The organism is Candidatus Cloacimonadota bacterium, assembly GCA_020532355.1.
Taxonomy (GTDB): Bacteria; Cloacimonadota; Cloacimonadia; order Cloacimonadales; family Cloacimonadaceae; genus UBA5456.
Genome location: JAJBBD010000140.1, coordinates 1 through 3,917, shown reverse-complemented (window position 1 = coordinate 3,917; position 3,917 = coordinate 1). Strand labels below are relative to the sequence as shown.

The 3,917-nt window shown below is 39.5% G+C and carries 4 protein-coding genes; all 4 read left to right on the top strand.

Annotated features, from left to right (window positions below; all coding sequences use genetic code 11):
* On the top strand, window positions 1-725 hold a 725-nt coding region (locus LHW48_05290; protein ID MCB5259877.1), incomplete at its 5' end, for a hypothetical protein.
* Window positions 712-1,107, top strand: coding sequence for a GtrA family protein (locus tag LHW48_05285; GenBank protein ID MCB5259876.1), 396 nt, complete (start codon window positions 712-714; stop codon window positions 1,105-1,107). The genes LHW48_05290 and LHW48_05285, both read left to right, overlap by 14 nt.
* Window positions 1,104-2,054, top strand: coding sequence for a glycosyltransferase family 2 protein (locus tag LHW48_05280; GenBank protein ID MCB5259875.1), 951 nt, complete (start codon window positions 1,104-1,106; stop codon window positions 2,052-2,054). The genes LHW48_05285 and LHW48_05280 overlap by 4 nt, the downstream gene beginning before the upstream one ends.
* The gene (locus LHW48_05275; protein ID MCB5259874.1) at window positions 2,044-3,555 is read left to right on the top strand and encodes a hypothetical protein; all 1,512 of its coding nucleotides are present in this window, start codon (window positions 2,044-2,046) and stop codon (window positions 3,553-3,555) included. Before LHW48_05280 ends, LHW48_05275 begins: the two co-directional genes overlap by 11 nt.
* The last annotated feature ends 362 nt before the right edge of the window (window positions 3,556-3,917 follow it).

The following is a 3,917-nucleotide window of genomic DNA, read 5'->3' as shown; positions in this document are numbered from 1 at the left end:
TGGAGCACTTTGTCCATGCCATAGATGATCGCTATTTATGCCACTATCTGGGGCATTCCTTTGTAAGAGCATACGCACTAATTTGTTCTAAGCAATGGCAAACTCCCAATTATGAAACACAGACTTTGGTAAAAGTATTTGCAGAATGTGGATATTGCATCGTCAAAGAAGCTGCATTTAGCATTTTTATCTCATCTGTAAAAGGAGGCAACATCAGCGTTATTGGTGAAAATGGGGCATTCTTTTCAGATTACGGCTGGCAGTTTGACAAGCGAGGATATTGCTATGTAAGTAACTGGTGGGGAGCATCATCACTTGAAAGTGAATCTGGTGATGAATATCAAATAGTAGGAACTTTTGTAAAAACCAGAGAGCAGAAGAGCAGTCCCTTGTTACATATAGGGTTGAGAGTGGCAAGCGCTGTGTTAGGGAAAAACATAATTGCTTACTTAAAAGCTTTATTGATATTTTGTAAACCGGATTCTAAGTATCAATTTAAGCGGGAAATACGCATTTTAAAACGCAGTTTGGAGATTACCGATAAACTGTATAATGTGAAAGGGATTTCCAGCTTGCGGCGCGCACCTGAGTTTTCACGACGTCATGTGGCGAGCGCAGATAGTTTTAACTTCAAAAACCTTGAGCTATACAGAGCTTGTAAGGTTAGTTACGAGCAAAAAGAGGAAACAGATTGCACAATCGGTAAATGCTATGTGGAATTCTAAGCAATACTTAAGTCAATTTATCCGGTTCTTAGCATCTGGCTTGCCTTCATTCCTGATTGCCATACCTCTCAATGTTTTCTTGGTGCAAGTACTCGGTATACATAAAGTATGGGCATATTGTTTGGTGTTACTATTTCAGATAACGCTCAATTTCTTTGTTTTAAAGCGTTTTACCTTTATGGAATCAGAGGGATCAGCTTTACGCAAGTTTGGTTTGTTTATGCCGGGCATCATTTTATTTAGAATCTTGGATGCCGGGTTATATGCCTTGTTAGTACAGGTTTGGGGCGTATACTACATTTTGGCACAACTGTTAAATGTGGTGATATTTTCTATGGCTAAATTCATCTTTTCCAAATATGTATTTGAGAGAGCAAAATGAAACTAATCATCCAAATTCCGTGTTATAACGAAGAGAATACCATAGCGCAAACCGTTTCGGAGCTACCCAAAGAAATATCTGGTATTTCCTCAATTGAGTATTTGGTAATTGACGATGGAAGTACCGATAAAACGATTGAGACAGCTAGGCAAGCTGGAGTTCATCATGTTATTTCCAATGGCAGCAATAGGGGTTTGGGCTTTACTTTTATGGAGGGGGTTCGCTTCTGCTTGGCACATGGGGCGGATATTGTGGTGAATACCGATGGAGATAATCAGTATTGTGGGGCGGATATCCCTCTTTTGGTGCAACCGATTTTAAGCAAGGCAGCCGATATAGTGGTTGGCTGCAGACCCATTAAGGATCACCAAGAGTTTTCGCCATTCAAAAAAATGATGCAAAGCTTGGGCTCTTTTACATTGAGAATGATCTCCAAAACCAGTGTGCGCGATGCAGCTTCGGGGTTTAGGGCATTTAGTAGAGATACGTGTATGCGGCTAAATGTATATTCTCGCTTTTCCTATTGTATGGAGACTCTTATCCAAGCAGGAACAAGTAATTTGAAGGTGTGTTCTGTAGACATCCGGGTGAATCCCAAAACCAGGGAATCGCGCCTGTTTTCAAATGCATTTGAGCATATAGGAAAATCTGGCTTAACTATGCTGACAATGTTCATTTTGTATAGACCGGGACGCTTCTTTTTTGGTTTGGGTAGCATTTTGATGAGCATGGCGCTGATATTTGGTTTACGCTTTGTATATTTGGTATATATAGCTGAAGCTACATTGGGGCGCACATATTTACCTTCGTTGATTTTACTATCGGTTTTGGCAACACTGGGTTCGCTTAGCTTCATAGTAGGCGTATTGGGCGAAGTTCTAAAATACAACCGCATAATTAGTGAAAACAACAGCTATCTGCTGCGAAGAGGAATTTATGATGAATAAGCACGTAAAAGATAATGCATCTTTACTGTATGTCATTCTAAATCTATTGGCTTTGGGATTGTTTGTAGTATTTGTTCCCTATAAGGTTAAGGGGATCAAGTTTGATAGTATGCTGAATTTATGGGCGCTACCTGTTTTTTTAATAGCCAGCGCCTTAATCCTTCTATCTATCAACAAAAAAGTGTTCAAATGGTTGCTATTTCCACTCTTGCTATGTACTTTATTTGCTTACGATATGAGTGCTCCGGAGGCATGGATAGATGCCAAGGGGGATTGGATAACAGCCGAGCGCTTTATGCCGGAAAACGTCAAACATAGCCTGAAAAACTACTCGGCAAGTTCTGCAGCAAACATTTTAGGCGATCCTCAAGCTCTGAAGCGTGCCGAGCAGTATGCTGAGTTTTTACCATTTTATCCGGTATTGGAAAGGCTCAAATACGTAGGAGAAGGAGCAATTAAGATAGATAATGACCGATGCTCCCACCATCCCCCGCTTTATTTTATCATTCTTGGATCTTGGTTGAGTCTGGATAATAGTGTTTGGGGAATGAAGATTTTTGCCAAATTTATGCTTCTTATCTACTTGATTTTAATCCAACGCATATTTATGATGATGCTAAAAAAATCTGAAGAAAAGTCTTGGATGAGCTTGACGGTTATTTTATCGCCGGCTATACTATGTGCTTCACAAGCTCCTAAGAACGATTTGCTTTTAGGTATTTTTACCGCTGGGCTGGTGATTGCTTTATTAAGTCGTGGAGCCAAAAGAGACATTGGTTCTCACCTTCTTATTGGTAGCCTAGCTGCACTGTGCGTGTTTACAAAGTTTACGGCGTTGTTACTTGTCTTGCCGATTGTTGCATTATACACTTATTGGCACGGTAGAAGAGTGCTACAGTATTTGGCATTGGTGGCCTTACCGATAGTGGTTTTGGGGATTGTATCGTATCTTTTGTTTGGCTATGATATTGTTTTGAACATCATTATTGGAAGAATTGTACAAGATAGGTGGATTGCCGCCAATACCGGAGCTTTAAGCTTTATCTGGCAGCGAGTAATATTTGGGCAATATCGGGTAGGGATACCTTTGGTTATAATGTTACTTTATTCTCTGTTCTATGTGTTTATGGGGAGGAGGAGAAATAGCGATGTATGGCGGATATTTTCACAAACGGCACTACATAAATCACTTAACGAAGTGGGGATGAGTACCGCATCGATACCCAAAAAGCTAATGCAGAAGAAGATGGGCATAAGTCCCATAGTGCTTAGCATTTGCGTTACATTCTATTTTAGTATTTTTCTGCTGCTTTGGGGTTCCAGTGTGGATAGACACCAAATTGGTTTTTTACCCTTTGCCATACCAATATTGGCATTAGGCTTTTTGCGTTTTCAGCATTTGAAGGGTTTTATTCTTTCACTAATGATTTCCTACAATCTGCTCTTTATTGTGTATTCAATCTTCGAAAACTCTATTGAATTTGAGCATTTGATATTTTAGCGCCGTATACCATAAAAATCTTGACATCATCAATGTATCTATAATCATGCCCTTCATGAAAAGAAGATTTAGAAGAGTTTACAGATAGATGATGGCAAAGCTTTTGTTTGGTAATAAATACGAGGATCTACGAGATCTAGAAAGTGGCTTCGTCCCCATGTTTTCTGGGCAGGGATGGGGTCTTTTTTTATATACAGAACAAAAATCATCACTGAAAACAAGTCTTTTTAGATTACTCTAGCGGATTATAGTGTAGCGATATTTCGACAGTTTTTGCCAAGCTTATGTTTTGTGCATAAGCGACGGGGCGAAGCTGTATATAAGTAAAGCACTTAAAGGATTATGTTCATGAATAGAATTAG

Bases quoted from the DNA above. Each gene is read 5' to 3' on its own strand.
- LHW48_05275 (MCB5259874.1), top strand. From the start codon at position 2,044: ATGATGAATAAGCACGTAAAAGATAATGCATCTTTACTGTATGTCATT.
- LHW48_05280 (MCB5259875.1), top strand. From the start codon at position 1,104: ATGAAACTAATCATCCAAATTCCGTGTTATAACGAAGAGAATACCATA.
- LHW48_05285 (MCB5259876.1), top strand. From the start codon at position 712: ATGTGGAATTCTAAGCAATACTTAAGTCAATTTATCCGGTTCTTAGCA.